This is a genomic window from Flindersiella endophytica (genome assembly GCF_054779015.1).
This window is the reverse complement of the sequence record NZ_BAAGYY010000015.1, coordinates 1-23,902: the sequence shown is the minus strand read 5'-3', so window position 1 is coordinate 23,902 and position 23,902 is coordinate 1. Positions and strand designations below refer to the sequence as shown.

23 protein-coding genes are annotated in these 23,902 nt (G+C 70.9%); 8 read left to right on the top strand and 15 right to left on the bottom strand.

Going from position 1 to position 23,902, the window contains the following annotated elements:
* The first annotated feature begins 35 nt into the window (after nt 1–35).
* The 3 genes from ACYVF6_RS15700 (at nt 36) to ACYVF6_RS15690 (ending at nt 3,309) form a co-directional block, all read left to right on the top strand.
* A complete protein-coding gene (locus ACYVF6_RS15700; protein WP_460521752.1) occupies nt 36–839 on the top strand; it encodes an FHA domain-containing protein in 804 nt (267 codons plus the stop codon).
* A gap of 244 nt (nt 840–1,083) precedes the next feature.
* The gene (locus ACYVF6_RS15695; RefSeq protein ID WP_460521750.1) at nt 1,084–2,001 is read left to right on the top strand and encodes an aminoglycoside phosphotransferase family protein; all 918 of its coding nucleotides are present in this window, start codon (nt 1,084–1,086) and stop codon (nt 1,999–2,001) included.
* Nucleotides 2,002–2,046: 45 nt separating this feature from the next.
* The gene (locus ACYVF6_RS15690) at nt 2,047–3,309 is read left to right on the top strand and encodes an MFS transporter (protein WP_460521748.1); all 1,263 of its coding nucleotides are present in this window, start codon (nt 2,047–2,049) and stop codon (nt 3,307–3,309) included.
* Between the two features lie 115 nt (nt 3,310–3,424).
* On the opposite strand, the gene ACYVF6_RS15685 is transcribed toward ACYVF6_RS15690, so the two are convergent.
* The 9 genes from ACYVF6_RS15685 to lanL all read right to left on the bottom strand — a co-directional run bounded on the left by ACYVF6_RS15685 (nt 3,425) and on the right by lanL (nt 14,234).
* Nucleotides 3,425–4,198: an SDR family NAD(P)-dependent oxidoreductase gene (locus ACYVF6_RS15685; RefSeq protein ID WP_460521746.1), complete on the bottom strand. Its 774-nt coding sequence runs from the start codon at nt 4,196–4,198 to the stop codon at nt 3,425–3,427.
* Entirely contained in the window at nt 4,195–4,950 is a 756-nt protein-coding gene (locus tag ACYVF6_RS15680; RefSeq protein ID WP_460521744.1) for an SDR family oxidoreductase, read from the bottom strand. Before ACYVF6_RS15680 ends, ACYVF6_RS15685 begins: the two co-directional genes overlap by 4 nt.
* A gap of 20 nt (nt 4,951–4,970) precedes the next feature.
* A complete protein-coding gene (locus tag ACYVF6_RS15675; protein ID WP_460521742.1) occupies nt 4,971–6,119 on the bottom strand; it encodes an acyl-CoA dehydrogenase family protein in 1,149 nt (382 codons plus the stop codon).
* Nucleotides 6,116–7,306, bottom strand: a complete 1,191-nt coding sequence (locus ACYVF6_RS15670) for an acyl-CoA dehydrogenase family protein (RefSeq protein ID WP_460521740.1) — start codon at nt 7,304–7,306, stop codon at nt 6,116–6,118. The genes ACYVF6_RS15675 and ACYVF6_RS15670 overlap by 4 nt, the downstream gene beginning before the upstream one ends.
* A complete protein-coding gene (locus ACYVF6_RS15665; protein WP_460521738.1) occupies nt 7,303–8,523 on the bottom strand; it encodes an acyl-CoA dehydrogenase family protein in 1,221 nt (406 codons plus the stop codon). Before ACYVF6_RS15665 ends, ACYVF6_RS15670 begins: the two co-directional genes overlap by 4 nt.
* Nucleotides 8,524–8,547: 24 nt before the next feature.
* Nucleotides 8,548–9,570, bottom strand: coding sequence for a phosphotransferase family protein (locus ACYVF6_RS15660; protein ID WP_460521736.1), 1,023 nt, complete (start codon nt 9,568–9,570; stop codon nt 8,548–8,550).
* Between the two features lie 120 nt (nt 9,571–9,690).
* Nucleotides 9,691–9,858: a hypothetical protein gene (locus ACYVF6_RS15655; protein ID WP_460521734.1), complete on the bottom strand. Its 168-nt coding sequence runs from the start codon at nt 9,856–9,858 to the stop codon at nt 9,691–9,693.
* Between the two features lie 6 nt (nt 9,859–9,864).
* The gene (locus ACYVF6_RS15650) at nt 9,865–11,613 is read right to left on the bottom strand and encodes an alpha/beta hydrolase family protein (protein ID WP_460521732.1); all 1,749 of its coding nucleotides are present in this window, start codon (nt 11,611–11,613) and stop codon (nt 9,865–9,867) included.
* Nucleotides 11,610–14,234, bottom strand: coding sequence for a class IV lanthionine synthetase LanL (lanL, locus tag ACYVF6_RS15645; RefSeq protein ID WP_460522375.1), 2,625 nt, complete (start codon nt 14,232–14,234; stop codon nt 11,610–11,612). The genes ACYVF6_RS15650 and lanL overlap by 4 nt, the downstream gene beginning before the upstream one ends.
* Nucleotides 14,235–14,650: 416 nt before the next feature.
* Here lanL and ACYVF6_RS15640 point away from each other — a divergent pair, with 416 nt between their 5' ends.
* Nucleotides 14,651–15,403, top strand: coding sequence for a hypothetical protein (locus ACYVF6_RS15640; protein ID WP_460521730.1), 753 nt, complete (start codon nt 14,651–14,653; stop codon nt 15,401–15,403).
* Here the strand turns inward: ACYVF6_RS15640 and ACYVF6_RS15635 are convergent.
* Nucleotides 15,363–16,349 carry an ArsR/SmtB family transcription factor gene (locus ACYVF6_RS15635; protein WP_460521728.1) on the bottom strand — a complete coding sequence of 329 codons (987 nt, stop codon included), beginning with the start codon at nt 16,347–16,349 and terminating at the stop codon, nt 15,363–15,365. The two genes, ACYVF6_RS15640 and ACYVF6_RS15635, sit on opposite strands and share 41 nt — an antisense overlap.
* 59 nt (nt 16,350–16,408) lie before the next feature.
* On the opposite strand from ACYVF6_RS15635, the gene ACYVF6_RS15630 reads away from it, so the two are divergent.
* Together ACYVF6_RS15630 and ACYVF6_RS15625 are read left to right on the top strand one after the other, a co-directional pair.
* Nucleotides 16,409–17,599: an MFS transporter gene (locus tag ACYVF6_RS15630; protein ID WP_460521726.1), complete on the top strand. Its 1,191-nt coding sequence runs from the start codon at nt 16,409–16,411 to the stop codon at nt 17,597–17,599.
* Nucleotides 17,600–17,608: 9 nt separating this feature from the next.
* On the top strand, nt 17,609–18,214 hold the full coding sequence (locus ACYVF6_RS15625; protein WP_460521724.1) for an amino acid synthesis family protein: 606 nt from the start codon (nt 17,609–17,611) through the stop codon (nt 18,212–18,214).
* A 155-nt stretch (nt 18,215–18,369) separates the two neighbouring features.
* On the opposite strand, the gene ACYVF6_RS15620 is transcribed toward ACYVF6_RS15625, so the two are convergent.
* From ACYVF6_RS15620 to ACYVF6_RS15600, 5 genes are all read right to left on the bottom strand, one after another.
* Complete coding sequence (locus ACYVF6_RS15620; RefSeq protein WP_460521722.1) at nt 18,370–18,537, bottom strand: hypothetical protein; 168 nt, start codon at nt 18,535–18,537, stop codon at nt 18,370–18,372.
* Nucleotides 18,538–18,632: 95 nt separating this feature from the next.
* Nucleotides 18,633–19,130 (bottom strand): MarR family winged helix-turn-helix transcriptional regulator, encoded by a 498-nt coding sequence (locus ACYVF6_RS15615; protein WP_460521720.1) that lies wholly within the window; start codon nt 19,128–19,130, stop codon nt 18,633–18,635.
* A gap of 50 nt (nt 19,131–19,180) precedes the next feature.
* On the bottom strand, nt 19,181–19,993 hold the full coding sequence (locus ACYVF6_RS15610) for a Rossmann-fold NAD(P)-binding domain-containing protein (protein WP_460521718.1): 813 nt from the start codon (nt 19,991–19,993) through the stop codon (nt 19,181–19,183).
* 11 nt (nt 19,994–20,004) lie between these two features.
* Complete coding sequence (locus tag ACYVF6_RS15605) at nt 20,005–20,856, bottom strand: AraC family transcriptional regulator (protein ID WP_460521716.1); 852 nt, start codon at nt 20,854–20,856, stop codon at nt 20,005–20,007.
* Nucleotides 20,846–21,718 (bottom strand): helix-turn-helix transcriptional regulator, encoded by an 873-nt coding sequence (locus tag ACYVF6_RS15600; protein ID WP_460521714.1) that lies wholly within the window; start codon nt 21,716–21,718, stop codon nt 20,846–20,848. Before ACYVF6_RS15600 ends, ACYVF6_RS15605 begins: the two co-directional genes overlap by 11 nt.
* A 101-nt stretch (nt 21,719–21,819) precedes the next feature.
* Between ACYVF6_RS15600 and ACYVF6_RS15595 the strand changes: the two genes are divergently transcribed.
* Together ACYVF6_RS15595 and ACYVF6_RS15590 are read left to right on the top strand one after the other, a co-directional pair.
* On the top strand, nt 21,820–23,238 hold the full coding sequence (locus ACYVF6_RS15595; RefSeq protein ID WP_460521712.1) for an MFS transporter: 1,419 nt from the start codon (nt 21,820–21,822) through the stop codon (nt 23,236–23,238).
* Nucleotides 23,231–23,902: serine/threonine-protein kinase (locus ACYVF6_RS15590; RefSeq protein ID WP_460521710.1), on the top strand; the 672-nt coding region annotated here is incomplete at its 3' end. The genes ACYVF6_RS15595 and ACYVF6_RS15590, both read left to right, overlap by 8 nt.

Sequence of the window (23,902 nt, the reverse complement as noted above, 5' to 3'; positions counted from 1 at the left end):
GGACAGCTTCCGATCGGGTGACGGATCCTTTACTCATGGTCTTCCGTGTGGAGCTGCTGCCTGCGACGTTGGGGAGCCTGGCCGGAGGCGTGCCGCCAGGGCCGCCCGGCCAGCCGCCCGCGCCGACCGGCGCCATCTTCGTACTCGGCTCGCGTGGCGGCATCAGCGCGCCGCCGCGCAGAGACTTCGAGGTCCTGTTCGGGCGTAACGAACCAGACGTCCACGTCTGCGTCGGCGCCAAGGACCCGCACGTCAGCCGCTGCCACGGCCGCCTGGTGTGTGACGGGCAGGAGTGGTGGATCCGCAACGACGGCAAGTTGCCGATCCAGCTGCCCGGCCAGAACCTCCTGCTGACCGGAGGCGAGTCGCCGCTCGCGGTCGGCTACAGCCCGCTGTTCATCCGCAGCGAGCAGCGTCGCGAACACCTGCTGGAGGTACGCATCGTCGGCACGGGCGGCGACAACGCCGGCGCCGAGCCCGACCAGGAGACCGTCTCGCGCCGGATCTGGCCGTTGAACGAGGTCGAGCGGATGGTGCTGACCGCTCTCGCGCAGCGCTACCTGCGGCAGGAGCGCTATCCGCAGCCGCAGTCCTGGAACGCCGTCGCATCCGAGCTCAACGAGCTCCCCGGCCAGCGCGGCTGGAACCCCCACAAGGCCGCGAACGTCGTCGGCGCCGTGCGCGCCCGCCTCTCCAGGGCCGGCGTCAAGGGGCTCACGCTGGAGGAGGTCGGCGAGCCGGCCGGCAACGCGCTCAACCACAACCTGATCTACGAGCTGCTGGAGACGACGAGCATCGTGGCGCCGGACCTCCGCCTGCTCGGCGATCCCGAGGACTGAGCCGCACCGGTGGTAGGTTGGCCACATGTCCAGTGACACTTCGGGCCGGCTGACGGCCCAACCCGGTCAGCCGGGCACGCGTTGACGCGGTAGTTCCCGACGTGTCCACGCGTGCCGTGCCCACTCACCGCACGGCGCACCTGCCGGTGCCGACGGCCGCATAGGCCACCACCGCAGCCTGCCTGACGCGCTCTGGCTTCCGCGTCGCAATCAGCCTGCCAGCCTCGCGACAACGGAGAAAGCCATGCGCATCGACGTCCCCTCGACCCTGCTCGAAACCCACACGACGTACTTCGGCGGCGAAGGCACCGCCTGGATCCGCGCGCTGCCCCACCTGGCGGCGGAACTGCTGGATCGCTGGCAACTACGGCTTGACGGTGAGCCGACCTGTGGCTGCGTGGCGGTCATCGTCCCCGTCACGTGCGCCGACGGTACGCCGGCGGTGCTCAAGCTGCAGCCGGTCGACGACGAGACGCTCGGCGAGCCGCTGGCGTTGCGGACCTGGAACGGCGACGGCGCCGTCCGCCTGCTGCGGCACGACAAACCCTCGGGCGCCATGCTGCTCGAACGCCTGCACCCGCGTACCCTCGCCACCGTCGAGGACGACCTGCGGGCCCTGGAGGTCATCGCCCAGCTGCTGGCCAAGCTGTCGGCCGTACGCGCTCCGCACGAGCTGCGGCGGCTCGACGGCGTGGCCGCCGAGATGCTCGAACGAGCGCCCCGCCTCCTGCCGAAGGTCGCCGACCCGGCAGAACGCCGGATGCTCACGACGTGCGCCCGCGCCACGCAAGAGCTGGTTGCCGAGGCCGGGGATCGCCTCCTGCACTGGGATCTGCACTTCCTCAACGTCCTGGCCTCGCCGGACGAACGGGGGCCGTGGCTCGCGATCGACCCCAAGCCGCTGGCCGGCGACCCGGGCTTCGAACTGCTTGCCGCACTGCACAACCGCTGGGACGATGTCACTGCGACCGGCAACGTCCCGCGTGCCGTCCATCGCCGCTTCGACCTGATGACCGGCACGCTCGGGCTGGACCGGCAGCGCGCGACCGGCTGGACCCTCGCCCGCATCCTGCAGAACGCCCTCTGGGACATCGAGAACGAGGCCACCAGCTGGCACAGCGAACCGGACAAGGCGATCGCGCGGGCACTCCTCGATCGCTAACAGCCGTGCCTGTGCCGGCGCCATCCGTACGCCAGCGTTCCCTGCTTGGCTTGGGAATCCCAAGCCAGGCAGGAGGCCGACATCACCGAGCCAGAAGCAGAGCGCGCCAGTTTCCGCGAGGTGCTTGCCGTCAAGGAGTTCCGCGCGCTCTGGATCGCCCACGCGCAGTCCCGGGCCGGCGACCAGCTGGCCCGGGTCGCCGTCGCGATCCTGGTGTTCGACCGGACCTCCTCGACGCTGTTGACCGCGCTGACCTACGCCCTCACGTTCCTGCCGCCGCTCCTCAGCGCGCCGTTGCTGTCGGGCCTTGCCGACCGCTGGCCACGCCGGACGATCCTGGTCGCGGTCGACTCGACCCGGGCTCTGCTGGTCGCGCTGATGGCCGTTCCGCAGGTGCCGCTTGCCGTCCTCGGCGGGTTGCTGATCTGCTCGGTTTCGCTGCAGCCGCTGTACAGCGCGGCCAGGAACGCCGCCCTGCCCAACGTGCTGAGCGGCGACAAGTACGTCGTCGGCATGGGCATCGTCACCACGACCGACAGCATCGTGCAGGTGGCGGGGTTCGCCTTGGGTGGCGTGCTCGTCGGCCTGGCCGGCCCGCACGTCGCGCTCGGCGTGAACGCGGTGACGTTCCTTCTGTCCGTCACAATCGTCCGGCTGGGCGTCGGCGAGCATCGTCCGGCCGTCGCTCCGGACGACGAAGCCGGCGGCTGGTCGGTGACCCGTGGAGCCCAGCTCATCTTCCGCGACCCGAAGCTGCGCAGCCTGGTCGGGCTGATCTGGCTGTACGGCTTCTACATCGCGCCCGAAGGAATCGCCGCGCCCTACGCACAACAACTCCACGCCGGATCGTACGCCGTCGGCCTGCTGATGGCCGCCGACCCGATCGGGGCGGGCATCGGTGCGTACGTGCTGACCCGCTGGGTGCGGCCGGACCTCCGGCCCAGGCTGATCGGAGGGCTGGCGGCGCTGGCCGGTGTGCCGTTGGTCCTGAGCGCGCTGATCCCCGCCCTGCCCGTGGCAGTTGGGATGTGGGCACTCAGCGGAGTGTTGTCGTCGCACGTCATGCTCGCCATCGCGGAGTTCACGCGAGCGGTTCCAGATCACCAACGTGGCCAGGCGATCGGGCTCGCGTCAGCCGGGCTTGCCACCGCGCAAGGGCTTGGTGTGCTCCTGGCCGGATCGCTGGCGGAGTGGTTGTCGCCCTCGCTCACGGTCGCGCTGTGCGGGGCCGCCGGAACCGCCTGCGCCGTCTGGTGCGGCCTGGCCTGGCGGCGCGCCTCCGCCGGGCCAGGCACGCTGTCGCAGTGAAAGTGCGTTTACAGCTCTCTGTCGCGCATGAGAATCATCTCCTGTCCGGATCTATCGACCCGGCAACGCTAGGAGCTGTCGCTGGCGCAGCAATGGCGAAGGCATGGCGGCAGGCTCACAACTGTGCTTGGAGGTAACGCATCTTCTCCAGCCAGTGGTCGGTGTCGGCGGCCCGGCCGGCATACATCCGCGCCGCGTCCGGGTGCGGCAGGATCAGGAACGGGCGGCCGTCGTCGGAGGCGAGCGCCGCCGCCGTCACGTCGGCGACCTCCTGCGGTTCGATGGCGTCCGGTTCGAGGATCAGCTTGCCGATCTCGCCAGTCCTGCGCAGCATGTCGGTGCGTACGCCCAGCGGGCACAGTGCCTGCACGGTGATGCCGCGGCCGCCGTAGGTCGCCGACAGCCATTCGGCGAACGCCAGCGCGCCGTGCTTGGTGACGGAGTAGGCCGCCGCGCCCAGCATGGTCAGCATGCCCGCACCCGAGACGGTAGGGACGAAGTGGCCGCGTCCGCGTTCGAGCCAGGCGGGCAGGAGGAGGCGCGCGGCCCGGACGTGTGCCATCACGTTGACGTTCCAGGTGCGTTCCCAGTCCTCGTCCGGCGACTGCTCGGAGTTGCCGTCGCCGATGCCGGCGTTCGCGCAGTAGATGTCGATGTCGCCGAGCGCCGAGCGCGCAGTCGCGACCAGGGCGGCGACGCCATCCTCCGAAGCCGCGTCGCCAGGGGCCGCGAAGCCACCGATCTCCTCGGCCACCGCCCGGCACGTGGCCTCGTTCAGGTCGTTGACCACGACCGAGGCGCCCTCAGCGGCCAGCTTGCGCGCGAGCGCCGCACCGATACCCGCGCCCGCGCCGGTGACCACCACGCCGGCCCCACCCAAAGCAGTCATTCGATTCCTCCCGCCAATGTCATGCCACCGTCGATGACCAGCGTCTGTCCGGTCATCCAGGCCGCCTGTTCCGAAAGGAGGAACGCGACCGCGCCCGCGATGTCGCGTGGTACGCCGAGCCGGCGCAGCGGATACAACGCCGACAGCTGTTCCTCCCTGCCTTCGTACAGCACGGTCGCGAACTTCGTCTTGACCACCGCCGGAGCGACCGCGTTGACCCGGACCGATGGTGCGAGCTCGGCCGCCAGCTGCTGGGTGAGCTGCATGAGCGCGGCCTTCGTCGTTCCGTAGAAGCCGATTCCCTGCGCCGGCCGGATGCCTGCAACCGACGACACGTTGACGATCGCGCCGCCGCGCTCTCCCATCCAGGCCTTCCATGTCTGCTGCACCCAGCTGAGCGTCGCGAGCACGTTGACCTCGAGGAGCTTCGCCGCTGCCGCGAGGTCCAGCTCGACCAGCGGCCCGTAGACGGGGTTGATGCCCGCGTTGTTGACCAGGAAGTCGATCCGGCCGAACGCCTCCAGCGTCGCGGCGATCGCGGCAGCTTGGTGCGTGGCGTCGTGCGCCTTGCCGGCGACGCCGATCGCGTGGGCGGGGCCACCGAGCTGCTCGACCGCTTCCTTCAGCGCGTCCTCGCCGCGCGCGGTGATGCACACCCGGTCACCGCGTTCGACCAGTGCCTGTGCGATGGCGAGGCCGATGCCGCGGCTGGCACCCGTGATGACGGCCACGCGGCCTTGCTGCGTTGACATGTCGGCTCCTGTCGGTCGGATCAGGTGGCGGGAAGGTCGACGAGCGGGGCCAGCGCCGCCCGGTGCTGGTCGGGCCGGCCGAACGCCAGCGCGTCGGCCTTGGCCCGTTTGAGATAGAGGTGGACGGGATGCTCCCAGGTGAAGCCGATCCCACCGTGCAGTTGCATGCTGTCCTCGGCGGCCCGGACGGCCAGCTCCGAGCAGTACGACTGGGCGATCGCGGTCGCCACCGCGCTGTCGGTGTCGTTCGCGGCCAGGCACGCGGCTGCGTAACGGGCGACGGCCCGGCCCTGGGTGACGCCGACCCACAGGTCGGCCAGCCGGTGCTTCGGGGCCTGGAACGAGCCGACCGCGCGGCCGAACTGGTAACGCTGCTTGACGTAGGCGACCGTGCTCGCCAGGCAATACTCGGCGATCCCCAGCTGCTCGGAAGCCAGCACAGCCGCACCCGCGGTGACGGCGGCCCTGACCGCTTGTGCGGCGGCATCGCCGCTTGCGAGCAGAAGGGCCGGCACGCCGTCCAGCGTGAGATCGGCGAGCTGCCGGGTCAGGTCGAACGTGACCACGGGCGTACGGGAGACGCCGGCCGCCGTGGTGGCGACCGCGTACAACGCCTGTCCGGTAGGGGTAGTCGCGGGCACGAGCAGGATGTCGGCGAACAGCGCGTCGGACACCGTGGTGACCGAGCCGTGCAACCGGTGTACCGTGTCCGCCCGCACCTCCGTACGCAGGGCGGCCGACGGCGGAGTGGTCAGGGGAACGGCCAGCGCGCCGACGTCCCCTTGGGTGGCAAAGCATTCGAGCAGGTCGTTGGCGTCGACGGACTCGTCGGCGCAGGAGAGTAGCGCGGCCGTCGCCAGCACGGCGCTGCCGAGGAACGGCGTGGGCGCGAGCGACCTGCCGAGCTCCTCGGCGGCCACAGCCAGCTCTCGCCACGACGCGCCGGCACCGCCGATCCGCTCGGGAACCGCAAGCCCGGCAACGCCGATCTCCGTCGCCAGCGCCTTCCAGAGCTCCGGATCGTACGGTTGGCCGGACTCGATCCGCTCGAGCACAGTGTTGTGCGGGCTGCGTTCGGCGAGCAACGTGCGTACGCCGGACCTCAGGTAGTCCTCGTCGTCGCTGTAGAGCAGGTGATCTGTGGGCGTGGAGGGGGAGGAGCCGGTCATCGCGGCAGCTCCTTCCAGGGCTGGTCCTTGTCGACCCGGATGTCGGGCGGCAGCCCGAGGACCCTTTCGGCGATGACGTTTCGCAGGATCTCCGACGTGCCGCCCTCGATCGAGTTCGCGCGGGCGCGGAGGTAGCGATAGCTCGCGACCCGGCCGGTGAAGTCGACGCTCGACGGACGACGCATCGACCAGTCGTCGTAACGCAGGCCCTCCTCGCCGAGCAGGTCGAGTTCGAAGCTGGAGATCTCCTGGTTCAGCCGGGCGAACTCCAGCTTGGTGGCCGAGCCCTCGGGACCGGGCTGGTTGGCGGCGAGCTGCCGGCGCAGCCGCTCGCCGGTGAGCCGGGCGGCCTCGGCCGCCACCCACAGCTGCAGGAGCCGGTCGTGCAACGCCGGCGTCCGCAGCTCGCGGCGCTGCCGCCACGTGTTGGCGAGTACGCCGATCATGCCGCCTTCGCGCGGCAGTGCGCCGCCGCCGATCGCGACCCGTTCGTTCATCAACGTGGTCTGCGCGATCCGCCAGCCGTCGCCGACCTCGCCGAGCCGATGGGAGTCAGGGATCCGTACGTCGGTGAGGAAGACCTCGTTGAACTCGGCTTCGCCGGTCGCCTGCCGCAGCGGCCGGACCTCGACTCCGGGTGCCGTCATGTCGAGGACGAAGTACGACAGCCCGCGATGCTTGGGCACATCGGGATCGGTACGGGCCGGCAGCAACGCCCAGCTGGCCTCGTGCGCGATCGACGTCCACACCTTCTGCCCGTTGACGATCCAGTCACCGTCGTCGCCGTCGCGCACTGCCCTGGTCGCCAGGGCCGCGAGGTCGGAGCCGGCGCCCGGCTCGCTGAACAGCTGGCACCACACCTCCTCGCCGGTCCACAGCGGACGCAACCACCGCTTACGCTGCTCGTCCGTGCCGTGGGTGGCGACGGTCGGCGCCGCCATGCCGAGCCCGATCGCGATCCGGTCGGGCCGGTTGGTCGGCGCGCCGGCGGCGGCGAACCGCGCGTCTACGTGGGGTTGCAGCGCACGGGAGGCGCCGAGCCCGCCGAGGCCAGGTGGATAGTGCACCCAGGCCAGCCCGGCGTCGAACCGGGCGCGCAGGAACTCCAGCCGTTCGGTGGTCTCCGGCGGATGCGCGGACAGGAACGCCGTGATTCGCTGGTCCAGCTCACTTTCGTCCACGGTCATCCCTTTCCCTGGCGGTGTTTCTTCAGCTCGTTACGGGCCAGCGAACGCTGGTGCACCTCATCGGGTCCGTCGGCCAGGCGCAACGTGCGCGCCGCCGCCCACAGGCTCGCGAGCGGGAAGTCCTGCGACACGCCACCACCGCCGTGCGCCTGGATCGCCTTGTCCAGAATCCACTCGACAGTGCGCGGCGTCGCGATCTTGATGGCCTGGATCTCGGTGTGCGCGCCCTTGTTTCCAACGGTGTCCATCAGCCAGGCGGTCTTGAGGACGAGCAGCCGGAGCTGCTCGATGTGTACCCGGGACTCCGCGATCCACTCCTGCACGACGCCCTGGTCGGCGATCGGGCCGCCGAACGCCTGCCGCGCCAGCGTCCGCCGGCACATCAGCTCCAGCCCGCGTTCGGCCATGCCGATCAGGCGCATGCAGTGGTGGATCCGCCCAGGGCCCAGGCGGGCTTGGGCGATCGCGAAGCCGCTGCCGGGATCGCCGATCAGGTTGCTCGCCGGAACACGTACGTTGTCGAACCAGATCTCGGCATGCCCGCCATGCGGGCCGTCGGTATAGCCGAACACCCGCATCCCGCGCCTGATGTTGACACCAGGCGTGTCGCGTGGCACGAGGATCATCGACTGCTGCCGGTGCTTGGGCGCGTCGGGGTCGGTCCGGCCCATCACGATGAGGATCTCGCAGGCCGGCGACATCCCGCCCGTCGACCACCACTTGCGGCCGTTGATGACGTAGTCGCCACCGTCACGTTCGATCCGTGTGCCGATGTTGGTGGCGTCGGAGGATGCCACATCGGGCTCGGTCATGCAGAACGCCGAACGGATCTCGCCTGCCAGCAAGGGTTTCAGCCAGCGGTCCCGCTGCTCCGGGGTGCCGAACTCGTTCAGCAGCTCCATGTTCCCGGTGTCGGGCGCGGCACAGTTGAGCGCTTCCGGCGCGAGGTGCGGGCTCCGGCCGGTGATCTCGGCGAGCGGAGCGTACTGCAGGTTCGACAGGCCGGCGCCATTGTCTCCCGGAAGGAAGAGGTTCCACAGCCCGCGACTACGTGCCTCCGCCTTGAGCTCGGCCAGCACCGGCGGGCGATCCCACGGATCGTCGAGGTACGCGACCTGCTCCTCGAAGACGGGCTCGGCGGGATAGACGTGCTCGGCCATGAACGCCAGCAGGTGCTCGCGCAGCTGTTCGGTCCGGCTGTCGAATGCGAAGTCCATCGGTGCGGCCTTTCCCAGAACGGCTCAGAGGGTTCCCCGGAGGATACGAAGCGCGCGTTCGGCGAGCGGGGTGACGATGTCGCCGATCTGTTCGAAGCCGGGGCCGACCGTCATGCCTTGCAGGTAACGAAAATGGATGCCCTCGGCGATGACGGCGAGCTTGAAGTGGCCGAAGGCGACGTACCAGGGCAGCTCGGACAGGTCGAGGTCGCTGCGCTCGGCGTACCGGTCGACGAGCTCGGCGAACGGTGGAAAGCCCGAGCCGCGGGTGATCCGGGTGACCGCGGGGTTGGACTCGATCTCGGCCATGCCCTCCCAGTACGTCGCGAGCAGGCCGAGGTCGGTGAGCGGGTCGCCGAGCGTCGCCATCTCCCAGTCGACGACCGCCGCGATGCGGTCGTCGTCGGTGACGATGGTGTTGTCGAGCCGGAAGTCGCCGTGCACGATCGTGCCGCGTCCGGTCTCCGGCACGGTCTGCTCGAGCTCGTGGTGCAGCTCGTCGAGCGCCGGGAGCTCGCGGCTGCGAGAGGCGTCGAGCTGCTTGCGCCAGCGCCTGGTCTGGCGGTGCGGGAAGCCCTCCGGATGACCGAAGCCGGCCAGGCCGACCGCCTCCGGGTCGATCGCGTGCAGGTCGGCGAGCACCGTGACCAGCTCGAACGACAGCGCGCGCACGCGCTGCTCGCCGAGTTTCGCGGCCTCGGCCGCCGTGCGGTAGACGGTGCCGGCGACCTCTGTCATGAGGTAGAACGGCGCGCCGAGCAGCTCTGGGTCCTCGTGCAGCAGCACCATGCCCGGCACGGGTACAGCCGTGCCCGCGAGCGCCGACATCACGCGGTACTCCCGGGCCATGTCATGGGCCGTCGCCAGCACATGGCCGAGCGGCGGGCGGCGCAGCACCCAGCGGCTCGTACCGTCGGTGACGCGGTAGGTGAGGTTGGACCGCCCGCCGGTGATCAGCTCGCTGGTCAGCGGGCCGTTCACGAGTCCGGGGTGCTCACGCACGAGGAACTCGCGGAGTCGCGCAACGTCGATGTCGCTGGTAGGCATACCGCTCCCGGGGCCGGCGATGTTACCTTGCGGTAACCATACTCGCCGGCCGGATGACCGCAGGTGCGCGGTCAGTGGCCGCGGGCGCCGGCCCCGGGGTTCTCATGGCGTGTCCTCGGATCAGAGGTCGGTAAGCCTCGTGCAGCAGCACGTCGGCCAGTCCATGCTGCAGAACTGCGGAATGATGCCGAGCATCGCGGCGCCCTCAGGCGCCGGGCTGCTCTCCGGCAGCTGCTGCAGCGCGGCGATGTCGACCGTCAAGCGAGCGTTGCTGGTGGTCGTACCCATGATCTTTCACCCCCTTTGTAGGTTTTCCCGGCTGGGACCTGGGCCCGCGAGGAACGCGACGACGGCCCTGACCACGGCGCCTGCCGGGTCGGTCATCAGCTCGTGCGTTCCGTCCGCGGGCTCGAGATAGTGGAGGTCGTGACCTTCGCGCCGGCCGAGGTGGAGCAGGTGCTGCCGCAACGTCCGCGACTGCTCGACCGGCACCATCGGATCCCTTGCTCCGTGGGCGATCAGCAGGTCTGCTTCGATCCGGCCGGCGCCGGCGAGGACGTCGCGCGGCGTGGCGCGCCCGCCCAGGTGGTCGACGAGGGCGCGTACGCCAGGTCCGGCTTGGGGGTAAAGGGTGTGGGCTGATGTGAACGGTGCCAGCGCGGCGCACTTCGCCCACAGGTGCGGTGCTTCGGCGGCCGCGAGCAGGGCAAGGAACGCACCGTAGGAGTGGCCGTACAGTCGCAGCTGGCTGAGGCCGAGGCCGAGGCCGCGCCGGATGCGGTAAGCATGGAGGTCGGCCGCGATCCGCAGGATGTCGGCGAGGTCCGGACCGCCCCAGTTGTCCTTGATGGCCAACGCGTGTGCCCTGCCGTAGCCCGTGCTTCCGCGCTGGTTGGGCGCCACGACGGCGACGCCCGCATCGGCCAGTTGGTGGAGCAGCGGGTCGAACTCGTACCGCCAGGCCGACAGCGGGCCACCGTGCAGGGCGATCAGCAGCTTGTCGCTGTCGCGCCAGTGCGGGCCGCCGTAGACGAGCGCTTCGACGGGTCCTTCGGCGCCTGCCAGCGTCTCGATCGACACGTGCCCAGATGGCGTGATCTCCTCGACCAGGGACGGCGTGACGGCGACGGGCCGGGCGGGTGCCGTAGGCGTCGAGAGCACCACGGTGAGGGCGTCGGCGGTCCACTTGGCCGGACTGTGTACGTGTGCGGGGGGCAGCGGGACGTCGGTTGTGGTGTCGTCGGTGAGCCGGTGGACGAGCAGCGTGGAACGTACGCCCTGGACGCGATGCAGCAGGAGCTCTTGCCCGCTTGGGCTCACGGCCAGCGGCTCGACCGGCTCACCGTCCGGGTTCAGGGCCGGCGGGAAGCGCAGCGGCATCGAGTCGCCGAGCCTGGTCCAGCCGATCCGCCGTACACCGGTGGCGTCGGTGCCGACGACGACCAGCTGCTCGCGCGGGTCGGCGAGCAGGATCGAGTCGTGGCTGTCCGGCGTGACGTCGAGCAGCGTCTCCCAGCTGCCGTCCTCGAGGTTCACCAGCACGACCTCGGTCGGGCCGGACGGGACGTCGGCGCGTTCGATGGCGAGCAGCGTTCCGTCGGCGTCGAGCCGTTGGGCGGAGAGGAGGACGCCGGGTACCTTGGCGAGCGGTTCCAGCAGGCCCGGGCGGCCGGCCCGCAGCCGGTAGATCTTCGAATCCCCTTGTTCGTAACGGATCGCCAGTCCCGGCCTGCCGTCGGTTCGTGGCGCGGCGATCAGGCGGACGTTGGCCAGTTCGCCGGTGGTGAGGCGCTGGTGGCAGCCGTTGGGCTCGATCGACCAGATGGCCGGGTCGGCCTCGCCGCTGTCGTAGACGAGCACACGGCCGTCGTCCATCGGAAGCATCTGCGGGTGCACGGCGGGTGTGAGCAGCCGGCCTGGTTGCCACCCGCCCGCAGGCGTCCATGACCAGGTTTCCAGGTACAGGCCGCTGGTGGCGTCGCCGGTGAGGCACACGGCGTGGCGTCCACCGGGTGCGATCCGGTACTCCAACCGTGCCTTCATACCGGCTCGACCATCCACCGGCGCGCGCCACCGTGGCGCAGCCTGCTGAGGAACGACAGCCAGCCGGCGACGCCGACGCCGTAGTCGGCGCCGAAGCCCAGCACAGTCTCGTCGGACGCGAGCAGGCGGCCGTCGCGGTGGGCGGCCCTGCTGTGCAGGGCTCTCGCGAGGTCTTCGGCTTGCGTACGGAAGCGGTCGTCGCCGGTCGCGTCGGCCAGGTCGAGGAGGAAGTCGCCGTTGCCGGCCAGGCCGTGGCACATCGAGGGGTTGGCCGTCCAGCGTCGTCGCCAGCCGGCGTCGCCGGCTTGCTCGGCGAGGTCGCGGGCCCAGCCGGCGTTCGTTACCTGCCAGAGACGGATCAGGAACGTACCGATGCCGGACGAGCCGCTGCACCAGTGCTCGCGAAGGTTGGTCAGGTCGCGTGGGCCGGACGGCCAGAGGGCGCCGTGGTCGTCCTGGTGGGCGGTCGACCGGAGGGTTTCGCCCGCCTGGTGGGCGAGGTCGACCCAGGCGGGCTGGTCGAGATGGGTGCCGGCGCTCAGCAGGAACGCGGCGATGCCGGCCACTCCGTGGGCGAAGCCGTAGTCGATCGTTCCGGCCAGCCTGGACTCGAAGTCCTGGGGGATCGGCCAGAGGAGCAGGCCGTCCTGGCGTCCGGACTGATCTGCCTGCTTCGCTTGCTTGGCCTGTTCGGCTTGCTCGGCCAGGGTGGTGGCGCAGGCGTGTGCGCGTTGGCGGAACTCGTCGTCGTGGGTTTCCCGCCAGAAGTACAGGTTGGCGATGCCGTTGCCCGCGACGCCATGGGTGACGTCGGGGTTCGGCCAGTCGAGGGGGAGTCGCTTGGCGAGGTCGATCGCGCGTTCCCGGTGCTGCTCGTCGCCGAGCAACGTGGCGGCGTCGTACCACGCCCAGGCCGTGCCGGCGCGGCCGAAGTGCAAGCCGGGCAGGAGGTTTCCGGTGGGGGCGTGCCCGGCGAGCCAGTCGACGGCGGCGCGGACGGTGGCCCGGATCTGCTCGTCCTCGGTGTGGCGGGCGACGGTAGTCAGCGTCGCGAGTACACCGGCGGCGCCGTGGTGGACGTTGCAGGCGTCGCTGCGCGAGCCGTACAGGCTGGCGGGCCACAGCCGATCGGTGGAGTCGGGCGTCATCTTCGCACGCAGGAAGGCGGTTCCGTCCTCGATCATCCGGTCGAGGTCGGCTGCTGGCTGCGTGGCGCGCGTCGGCCGTGGTCTGCTCTGCTCGTCGAGCTGGGCGCGGACCTGGTGCAGCTGAACGCGGTCCGCGGCCGCGTCCGCCAACAGGGCAACGACGATCGGGCGGATGCGGTTGACGGTCTCGTCGTCTGCCGCCACGTGGCCCAGCCAGTCCTTCGTACGCTGGTGGGTGCTGCGGCTTCCGGCCGGCTCGTCGGGTGGGAACAGCGGGTCGGAGCCGGTTGCGAGGAGCAGGATCAGGGCGCCGAGCGCGTACCGGTCGATCGCCGTGGAAGCCTTGGCTTGTTTCGTCTGCTCGGGCGCCATGAATCCCGGCGTGCCAGCGGGCTGTCCGAGCTCGCCGAGACGGGTGGCGAACTCCAAGTCCACCAAGGCGAAACCGCCGTCGTCGCGGATGAGGATGTTCGCGGGCGTGAAGTCGTACAGCACGATGCCGAGGCGGTGCACCATCCAGAGCAGGTCGACGAGGTCTCGGATGGTGGCTCTCAACGCCGGCCAGGGGAGGCCGGGACGCGTGGTGCCGCGGGTCTGCGCGGCGAACCATTCGCGCAGCGTCGTACCGGCGATCCGTTCCTGCGCGAGGAAGAGGTCGCCGCCCTGCTCGAACAGTGCGATCGGCTTGGGTGCGATGCCCAATGGGGCAAGGCGGTCGAGCATGTCGGCCTCGTTGCGCAGCGCGTCCCGCACATCCCAGCCGTCGCGGGTGGCCACGTGCGCCCTTGCCTGCTTGACGATTACCGGGCAGTTGGTCGTTCTGTCCAGGGCCTCGAACACGCCGCCCTTGTTGGCGTGCCGGATCGCGCGGTGTACCTCGAACCGGTCGGCGAGGAGCACGGCCTCAGCCGTTGGCGGTGTGGTGCTGTCGGCGGCTGTCTCGAAGGGCGACCGCGCCCACGGCGGGGGAGCGAACCAGGCGTCCCTCCGGTCCTCGACCAGGCGTCCGTCGGGAGCCGTCAGCACATCGAGGTACTCGCCGTCGTTGCTCAGCACGCGCTGCCCGGTCATGCCGCCGTACCGGAAATGCACCAGACTGCCCGGCTTGTACGGGCGATCGGAGAGGATGACAGGCCCGGTCAGGCTTCGGGTGGCCTCGTGCAGGCCGGCGGCGAGCCGCCGGAACTGCTCGTCGTCGGCGGGATAGACCGTGACAAACTTCCCGGCACTGCCGCGCGCGAACCGCCCGCCGTTGAGCTCCCGCACCCGCTCGAGATCGGCGGCGAACTTGAACGCACAGGGATCGGCGGCCAGGACGTCGACTACGTGTCGCAGCACCTCGTGCGCCGACGTCACGGTGGCGGAGACGTGTAGCTTCCACCCCTGCAACCGCGGCTCGTACCCGACCGGCCGTACCCGACACCACACCTCGTCGGTGGCGATGTCCCATTGCTGCTTGGTTGTCCGATCCAGCTGCGCCCGCGCCAGTTCCGGCAGCGCCTGATCACTGAAGACGAGAATGGCGATCCCCCGAACCCCGGTTTTCTGCCTGGTGACCGCAGAAAACTAACCCGCGGGTGGCGGGTGTCGCCAAGACCATCGGTGCACCCGAAGGGGCAACCGCCGTGCCCTGATCACCCGCGTGCCGACAGGACCGCCCGAGGTCCGGGCCTCAACACCCTGGACCTCGCGGTGACGCGCGACATCCGTGCTGCATGCTGCGATGTCGGCGGTGGAGGTGTTCGGTCGTGCGCTCGCCCACCGTTGGGCGGACCGGCCGAACAAGCAGCATCCGACGAAGCCCGACAAACGACGCTTAAGGGGGTCGAGAGGTACGTGACGCCGTCAGTGCAGGCACGCTTCGTTCGACGGACAAGGGCGTTGCGGACGTGGCGGCCAGGTTCGACGCGCTGCTCCGGTACGTGAGCCTCCGGCTCGGGCGGCAACTGGGCGCCGAGGTGACGCCGGCGCTGAGCCGGCGGGAACGGCAGGAGCCGGCCTCACGTACGCAGGCGCTGGTCGCGGCTGTGGTGGCGAGCGGTGCGCTCGAAGGTGCCATCCGCATACCGCAGGCGGTCGGGCCGGTCGTTGTGGTGGCGGATCTGCGGGCCGGCCGGATCTCGTGCCATGTCGACATCGATGCGCCGCGCGAAGGGCGGGCGACCACGCGGGTCAACTGGTTGCTGCGGCAGCTTCGCTCGGCACCCGACGGGCTTCGGGTGGAGTCGTTCGCGGCGCATTCGCGGGGGCCGGGCCCGGCTGAGTTGCTGAGCACCCTACGCCAGGATCCGACCCTGCTGGTCGCGGATGCGCAGAAGGAGTTGCGTGCGTTCCGGGTGACGCTGGCGGTGCCGGCGGGCACGAAGCGCGGGCGGGGCCGAGGGTCGTTCATCGACTCGGTGCTCGGGGCGATCGACACGTTCTACGGCGAGGTCGTACAGAACCTCAAGGCCTGGTCCGCAGCGCCGCCACGGCTACGTGACCCCAGCGAGCCGCGGCAGCCGGTCGCCAGCAGCTTGGTGTCGACCGCGCTCTCGTCGCAGGACGGTGCGGAGCCGAAGCCGCCGCAGCCGCCCGAGGCGGCCGAGACGCCGCCCGTTGCTATTGCGCCCGCGCCAGTGGTTGAGGACGCGAGCCGCTGAGGAGGCGGGTGCCGAGGGACGTGCGCTGGTAGAGCACCGCTCGTCCGTCGCGGCGGGAGGTGACGATGCCGGACGTTTTCAGGATCTGCAGGTGCTCGCTCAACGTGGGCGCCGACAGGTCGAGTTGGCCGGCCAGCTGTTTCGTCGTCAGCGGCAGGTCGAGCTGCGCGACGATCGCGGCGCGGGTGCGGCCGATCAGGTCCCCAAGTGGTGACTTGACTGGGAGGTCCGGGCTGTCCCACAGCAGGCCCACGCCGCGCGGGGAGTAGGTCACCGTCGGCAGGTGGGGCGTCTTGGTCAGCACCAGCGCCGTCGGCCAGGCGAAGGCGCACGGCACGAGCATCAGCCCGCGACCCTCCAACGGCGCCAGGCCGCAGTGCGGCTTACGGACAGACAGCCGCCGCCCGTCGAAGTCGATCAAGGGATGGAGCGAACGCAGGATCGGCTCGACGCCGCCGGTCGCCAGTTGGTGGGCGCGGTACTCCAGGTCGGCCTGGTGCAGCGCCCTGATCCGCGGCCAGTACGGCTCGATCGCCGCGGTCCAGTAGCGTTCGAGCTCCTCCGTCAGCCGCGCAAGCGCCCACCCGGGCCGCGCGCGCAGCGAGGCCAGCAGCGGCGAGTCGCCCAGCCAGGCGAGCTCCTCCGCCACCGTCGGCAACGGCGTGGCCGCGATCGCCTCCAGGCCGGCCCCGAAGCTCTGCACCCGACGCGGCAGCGACGGCGTGAGGAAGTCGGGAATGTAGCCGCTCGGGGGTACGACAGCGGTCAGCAACCGCAGGTCGACGTCGGCCAGCACGCCGCCCTCGCGCACGGCCCGGACCCATGGCAGGTGCAGCCCGTCGCCCGATCCTCGCAACGTACGCAGGCTGATCACCGTCTCCCAGACCGGTGAGAAGCCGAACCGCAGCCGGGCCAGGTCGCTTGCGGTCAACTCGAGCTCGATCACACGATTAGGGTACGGCCGAATCGTGGCGGCCGGGGCCGGCCTCCGGCAGAGTCCAACCTGTGACACAACGAACACGTCTGCCGAAGTCGTTCTGGGCCTTGTGGACCGGTCAGTTCGTGAACCGGCTCTCCATGTTCGTCCAGCCGTTTCTCGTGCTCTACCTCACCCAGGATCGCGGCCTGTCAGCCGCGACCGCCGGGCTGGTCGCGGCTTCGGTCGGCGTCGGCAACGCGGTCGCTCAGCTGCTCGGCGGTTTCCTCGCCGACCGGGTGGGCCGCAGGATCACGATGCTGATCGGCTTCTTCGGTACGGCGGTCACGATGATCGGCCTGGGTACGTCGAGCGGGCTCCCGAGGATCGTCGTGTTCTCACTGCTCGTCGGTGTGGCGAGCGAGCTGTTCCGCCCGGCAGCCGCCGCGACGGTCGCCGACGTGGTGCCGCCGGAGGGCCGCGTCCGTGCGTACGGCCTGCTGTTCTGGGCGATCAACCTCGGCTTCGCCGTCGCCACGTCCAGTGCGGGGTTCCTCGCGAGCCAGGGCTTCGGTCTGCTGTTCTGGATCGACGCCGCCGGGTCGGCGCTGGCCGGCCTGATCATCTGGCGAATGGTCCCCGAGACGCGGCCGATCGCCAAGGGTGAGCGCCCGCGGTCGCTGCTGCGCGTCGCCGGCCGCGACCGCACGATGCTCGCGTTGTCGGCCATCTCCGCCGGGTACGCCGTCCTCTACCTGCAGGCCTACGCCACCCTCCCGCTCTCGATGACCGCCGACGGCCTGCCGGCGTCGGTCTACGGCGTGGTCATCGCGCTCAACGGCATCGTCATCGTCCTGATCCAGCCGTTCCTCGTGAGCCGGCTGGGCCGGTACGACCGCTCGCGCGTGCTCGCCGGCGCGTACGTCCTGGTCGGCCTCGGCTTCGCCGGCATGGCGCTGGTCTCCGAACCGATCGGCTACGGCGCGACGGTCGTCGTGTGGACGCTCGGCGAGATCGGTTTCGCGGCGGTGTCGTTCGCGCTGTACGCCGACCTCGCTCCGATCGACCTGCGCGGCGGGTACATGGGCATCGGCGCGCTGACGTTCTCGCTCGGCGCCGTCCTCGGGCCGATCGCCGGCACGTACGTCTTCGAGCACGGCGGCAAGGCCATGCTCGGCGTCGCCTGCCTGCTGCTGACCGCCGTGATCGCGGGCGCCCAGCTCGCGCTCCGGCCCGCCCTCGTCCGCCGGACCGCGACAGTGCAGGCGGTGACCGTCTAGCGTCTGACCATGGCGCTGAGGATCAGACAAGTCGTACTCGTCGACCAAGAGGTACTGAGCGAACGCGGCCGCCAGGTGGAGCCGCCGACGCGGCGGGTCGCGGCGTGCGCGGTGCTGGAGAACCCGTTCGCCGGCCGCCGCCCGCCCGAGGATGACTCGGGTGACCTCGAGGAGCTGGTGGCGCTCAGTGAGCAGGCCGGCGACCTGCTGGCCAACCGCGCGCTGGACGCCCTCGCGCCGATCGAGCCTCGGGGGTACGGCAAGGCCGCGCTGGTCGGCACCGAGGGCGACCTCGAGCATGGCGCCGGCATGATCCACGTACGGCTGGGCCTGTCGATGCGCACAGCCCTGCGCGACGGGCCCGCCTTGATTCCGGGCAACGCGAAGGTGGGTCCGGCAGGCACGCCGATCGACGTCATCTTCGGCGGCATCGCCGACTCCTGGGACTACGACGCGATGGACACCATGACGATCACCATCCCCGACGCGCCCCGCCCGAACGAGATCCTGCTGGCGGTCGCCTTCCTCGGCGGCACCCGCCCCAACGCCCGCGTCTCCGGTGCCTCACCCGCGGTGGTGGAGCAGCTGGTGGCGCGGCTGAGGACGGAGGGCTAGAAGCCGAGCCGGCGCCGCCGGCGCAGAAGGGCAGTGCTGCTGGGTGGCAGCGCTGCTCGCCCGCCGCTGGCTCGGTGGCACGGGCTCAGCTTTCGCGTCTCCGGCCCGTCACCCGCGATCGGCGAGCAGCGTCATGCCACAGCTGACGACTGAGGTTAGAAGCCGGAGCCGTCGCCGCCGGCGAAGAAGAAGGTGGAGCCGGGGCGGCGGCGTTGCTGGGTCGGTGCCGGCTCGGTGCGGCGCGGCTCCGGCGTCGGGGGCTCGTCGGCGTCCAGGCCCAGGATGGCCGGTGGCAGCGCTCCGCGCTCGGCGGCCGAACGCACGGGGGCCTCGTTTTGGGGTCGTTCTGGTACGCCGTACCTCACAGCTCCCGCGCCTCCCGCACAAGCCGAACAAACAACAAATACCGCGGCCCAGTCTACGAGTCCAAGCTCCGAAGCAAAGTCCGCAGCATCGCGTCGAGTTGCTCGCGCTCCTCGGCACGAAGCGGTCCCACCAGTCGCTGCAGGTTGGCCGCGTGTTCGGCCAGCGCCGCGTCCACCACCGAGTGCCCACGCGCGGTCAGCGCGATCTGGAAGCTGCGCCGGTCATCGGGATCGAGCCGGCGCTCCACGAAGCCCGCCGACTCCAGGCGGTCGAGGCGGTTGGTCATGCCGGCCCGCGACATCATCAGCTGGTCGGCCATCGCCGAGGGGATCAGGGTGTACGGCGGTCCGGAGCGCCGCAACGCGGCGAGCACGTCGAACTCGCCGGTACGCAGGCCGTGCCGCGTGAAGACCGCCTCGACCTCAGCCGCCAGCAGGTGCCACAGCCGCCCGAGCCGGCTGAAGACGCCCATCGCCGACAGGTCGAGGTCGGGGCGTTCGCGCCGCCACTGCGCGACCACGCCGTCGATCGTGTCCGAATCGCTTTCCACGACGGGCAAGTCTATTCGGCGCCGGATAATCCGACGCGGTACTAGCGTGACTACAAGTCAGTCCCGCGCGTGACCGGCTCCCAGGCCAGGAACTCCGCCTGCGTCCGAGCCTCCGCGGCCAGGATCGCCTCCGCCGCGTCGGGACCGAGCACCAGTCGCAACGGCGGCGACGGAGACTCCAGCGCCGCCAGCACCGCTGCGGCCGCCTTCGCCGGATCGCCCGGCTGGGTTCCGTTGTAGTCCGACTGCATCTTCCGCACCGGCCCGACGACCGCCTCGTACTCCGGCAGCGGCGTCGTCATCCGCATCGCGCTGCCCTGTAGCCCGGTCCGGAACGCGCCCGGCTCCACGATCAGCACGCGGATCCCGAACGAGGAGACCTCCGCCGCCAGCGCCTCCGACCACCCCTCCAGCGCGAACTTCGTCGCGGAGTACGCAGACACACCGGCAAACGACATCCGCCCGCCCATGCTGCTGATCTGCACGATCGCCCCGGACCCGCGCGAGCGCATCCCCGGCAGCACCGCCTGCGTCAACGCCACCGGGCTGAAGAAGTGCAGATCCATCAGGTCCCGCAACTCCTGCGACGTGGTCTCCTCCGCGGCTCCGATCAGGGCCTGTCCCGCGCAGTTGACCAGGACGTCGACCCGCCCGAGCCCGCGCGCGACCTCCGCGACCCCCGAAGCGTCCGTGACGTCCAGCGCCACCGTCGAGACCCGCCCCGGGTACGCCGAGTCCAGCTCCGTCAGCGCCGAAGCCCGCCGCGAAACTCCGACAACCGAGTCCCCAGCTGCCAGCGCCGCCGACGCCAGCGCGAACCCGAGCCCCGACGACGCCCCGGTGATCAACCACACTCTGCTCATGAGCGCCGAGCCTAGGCGTCACGACCGCGCCGGGGGATGTACGTTCTTGCCCTCGTCGCGTATTTCCCGGGCGGTACGCCGACGTGCCGCCGGAAGTGCCGCGTGAAGTGGCTGAGGTCGTAGAACCCCGCTTCGTGCCCTGCCGCACTCACCGAACGCCCCGACAGCAACAGCCGCTTGGCGTGCTCCACCCGCAGCTGAATCTGGTACGAGTGCGGCGGCACCCCGAGCGCCGCGCGAAACAACCGGGTCAGCCGGTACGGACTCAGTCCGCTCACCGCCGACAAGTCCGCCAGCGACACCGACTCCGACCGGTTGTCGTGCAGGTACTCCCGAGCCAGCCGAACCGCCCGGTGCGCCTGCCCGATCCGCCCGGCCACCGGCACCCCGGCATGCCGCCGCACCAGGTCGGCGAGCAACGACAGCAGCTGAACGTCCCGCGCCAAGCCGGTCGCCGACCCGGCCAGCGCGGCGTGCGTCGTCGCGAACCTCTGCACCACAAGCGGATCCTCCAGTGCGAGCTCGCCGAACGCGGGCAACCCGCTCCACGACGGCGACAACTCCCGGGCGGCAGCGACGAACGTCGACGGCCGGACGTACAGCGTCAGATGCGTCGACACCGTCGAACGTTCGGAGGGGTCCCGCGGCTCGTGCGTCTCGCCGGGCATCACCACCGACAGCTGTCCGGCCGGCACCACGTGATACGCACCGCGATAGCGAATCCCACCAGGCTCGTTGAAGCTCAGGTTGAGCTGGTACTCCTCATGCGCGTGCCGGGGCAGCACCACCGGCGGCCCGGGTGGATAGCGGTACCACTCCAGGAGAACGTCGTCGCGGAGCAGGCCGAGCGCCTCAGCGTTCACGCGTCGCCGACTCCGCGGACGACATCGCCAGGTCGAGCAGCACCATCGCGTCGTGGTCGGGTGTGCCGGGCTCGGCGAGATAGATGACGACCCGCTGGCCGTCAGTGCCGCCGAGCGGCATGGTCTCGAACTCCAGCCGCATCTCGCCGACGATCGGGTGGTGGTAGGCCTTGACGCCCGAGCTGCGCGGCCGGACGTCGTACCGGCTCCACATCCGTACGAAGTCAGGGCTCTTCACGGTCAGCTCGCCGACGAGCGCGGCCAGCGCGGGATCGTCCGGATCGGCGCCTGGAACGGCCCGCAGATGCGCCACCGCGCCTGCCGCGAGCGTCTCCCAGTCGACCCAGAGCGTACGCGCGGCCGGGTGCAGGAAGACGTAGCGCGTGATGTTGCGTTGTGGCTCCGGCCACTCGGCGATGCCGGGCAGGATGCCGAGCCCGCCGGGGTTGGCCGCGAGCAGGTCGTTGGTGCGGCTCACGACGTACGCGGGGTTGGGCCGGACGGTCTCGAGCAGTTGGAGCGCCGTCGGCCGGACCTGCCGGCAGGTGTCGCGTCGCGGCAGGCTGTTCCGGCCGCCGCGGGCCGCGTGCTCGGCGAGCGCGAGCAGGTGATCGGTCTCCGGACCGTCGAGGCGGAGCACCCGGGCCAGCGCGAACAGGACCGCCGGACTCGGGTTGGTCTCCCGCCCGCGCTCCAGCCGGGTGTAGTAGTCGGCGCTGACGCCCGCCAGCGTGGCGAGCTCCTCACGCCGCAGCCCAGGCGTGCGTCGGACACCGGTGCCGCTCGGCAGCCCTACGTCGCCGGGCCGGACGCGTTCCCGCCGCGCCCGCAGGTAGCGACCGAGCTCGGTCGGTTCAGTCACCTCTCCAGTCTGCCCGCCGGCGCCAGCCCGAGAGGGGGTGTGTCACACCCCTGATGAGCGCGCCCTTCCTTCTGGCGCCGGCAGGCCGCACAGTCGAAGCCATGACGACGACGCCGACGACGCCGACCACGCCGACGACGCAGCCCGAGGCGAACCCACCGCGGACGTTGCCGCAGGCGAGGCCTGTGCTCGCGCTGATTCCCGCGCTGCTCGGCTTCTTCCTCATCATCCTGGACGCCTCCGCGGTGAACGTCGGCCTGCCGGCGATCACCAGCGACCTGAACGGCGGGATCGCCGGCCTGCAGTGGGTCGTCGACGGCTACGCGCTCACGTTCGCCGCGTTCACGTTGTCGGCCGGCGCGTTCGCCGACCGGATCGGCGCGAGCCGCGCGTACGTCCTGGGGTTGGCGGCGTTCGCGCTGACCTCGCTGGCCTGCGGCCTGGCCCCGACCCTGCCCGCGCTGATCGCCGCCCGGGTCGGCCAGGGCGTCGCCGCGGCGCTGATGCTGCCGGCGTCGCTCGCCCTCGTCCGGCAGGCCTACGCCGACCCGGTCAGGCGAGCGCGCGCGATCGCCGTCTGGACGGCCGGCGGAGCGGTCGCGGTCGCCGCCGGACCGGTCGCGGGTGGCCTGCTGACGAGCATGTGGAGCTGGCGCGGCGTGTTCTTGGTCAACCTGCCCGCGTGCCTGCTCGCGCTCGGCTTGCTCGTTCGAGTACAGACATCGCCGCGCCGGTACGCCGGCCTCGACCTGCCCGGCCAGGTGGCGGCCGTGCTCGCGCTGGCCGGCCTGACGTACACCGTGATCGAAGGCGGCCACGCCGGCTTCGGCACGCCACGGGTCTGGGCGGCGCTCGCGGTCACGGTCCTCGCGGCCGGCGCGTTCGTCGTACGGGAGCGGCTGGCGCGGCAGCCGATGCTGCCGTTCGACCTGTTCCGTACCCGCGAGGTGCGGGTCGTGATCGCGACCGGCTTCGCGATCAACGCGGCGTTCTACGGCATCGTGTTCGTGCTGAGCCTGTACCTCCAGCAGGTCAGGCACGAGTCCGCGCTGCAGGCCGGGCTGGTTTTCGTGCCGATGGCCGTGTGCATCACGGTGAGCAACCTGATCTCGCCGCGGGTGGCCGGCCGGTTCGGCCCGCGGGCCGTGATGGTCGTCGGTCACGTGCTCATCTGCGCGGGTCTGTTCGGGCTCCTGGCGATCCACGCCGGCACGCCGACGCCGGCGATCGCCGCCCTGCTGCTCCCTGTCGGGCTGGGCGGTGCGCTGATGGTGCCCACGCTGACGGCTGTACTCCTCGGTGCCGTACCGGCGGAACGTGCTGGGCTGGCCGCCGGAGTCTTCAACGCCGTACGCCAGGTCGGCGGCGCGCTGGCGGTCGCGCTGTTCGGAACGCTGGTCGCGCGGCCCGCGGGCTTCCTGCCCGGGCTGGCCGCCTGCCTGCTGATCGGAGCGGGCCTGCTGCTGGGTACGGCCGTCGCCGCCACGGTCGCCCTACGGCAGGATCAGGTGGGTGGGTGATCGGATCGGCGGGCGGTTCCTGCGGCGCGAGCGCCTGGCACCCGAGGTCTGGCTGGCTCGGGATGAGTTGCTTGGCCGGGATGTGGTGGTGAAGCGGGTGGCGCCTGGGGAGCCGCGGGCTCAGGCGCGGTTGAACCATCCGCATGTGGTCACGGTGTATGAGCATGTGGGGGATCTGGCGGTGCTGGAGTACGCGCCGGGTGGGAGCCTGGCCGGGCGGGTGCTGGGAGTGCGTGAGGCGGCCCGGATCGGCGCGCAGGTCGCCGAGGCGCTGGTCTACATGCACGGCAAGGGGCTGGTGCACTGTGATGTGAAGCCGGGCAACATCGTGCTGGCCGAGGATGGGGTGGCGAAGCTGACCGACTTCGGGTCGGCCTACCGCATCGATCCCGAGCAGACCATTACGCCGGTCAGCCGGCTCAGCTACACGCCGGGCTACGCCGCTCCGGAACTGATGCGCGGCAGCCCGATGCCCGCCTCCGACGTCTACTCCCTAGCCGCGACGGTACGTGCCCTGGCCGCCGCCGATGACACAGCCGGCGCCGATGATCTGGCGGGCACTGTCGGCAATCCTGTCGGCAATCCTGTCGGCAATCCTGTCGGCAATCCTGTCGGCAATCCTGTCGGCAATCCTGTCGGCAATCCTGTCGGCAATCCTGTCGGC